This window comes from Pseudomonas sp. RW407 (genome assembly GCF_003176655.1).
In the GTDB taxonomy this organism is placed as follows: Bacteria; Pseudomonadota; Gammaproteobacteria; order Pseudomonadales; family Pseudomonadaceae; genus Pseudomonas; species Pseudomonas delhiensis.
This window is the reverse complement of sequence record NZ_QGSL01000027.1, coordinates 1-406: the sequence shown is the minus strand read 5'-3', so window position 1 is coordinate 406 and position 406 is coordinate 1. Positions and strand designations below refer to the sequence as shown.

Genomic DNA, 406 nt, shown 5'->3' with positions numbered 1-406 from the left:
AGGCCGGCCCGGCCGGCATCCCCACCCAGACCGCGTTCAGCCAGAACACCCGCTGGCCGAGCCTGGACGACGACCGCGAGAACGGCTGCATCCGCAGCGTCGAGCACGCCTACTCCGCCGAGGGCGGCCTGGCCGTGCTCTACGGCAACATCGCCCTGGACGGCTGCGTGGTGAAGACCGCCGGCGTGGATGAGTCGATCCACGTGTTCGAAGGCAGCGCGAAGATCTTCGAAAGCCAGGACGCGGCGGTGAAGGGCATCCTCGCCGACGAAGTGAAGCCGGGCGACATCGTCATCATCCGCTACGAAGGCCCGAAAGGCGGCCCGGGCATGCAGGAGATGCTCTACCCCACCAGCTACCTGAAGTCCAAGGGCCTGGGCAAGCAGTGCGCCCTGCTCACCGACGG

1 protein-coding gene is annotated in these 406 nt (G+C 68.0%); it reads left to right on the top strand.

Annotated features, from left to right (window positions below):
• The coding region (locus DK254_RS00880; protein WP_177412005.1) for a dihydroxy-acid dehydratase at positions 1–406 on the top strand (406 nt) is incomplete at both ends.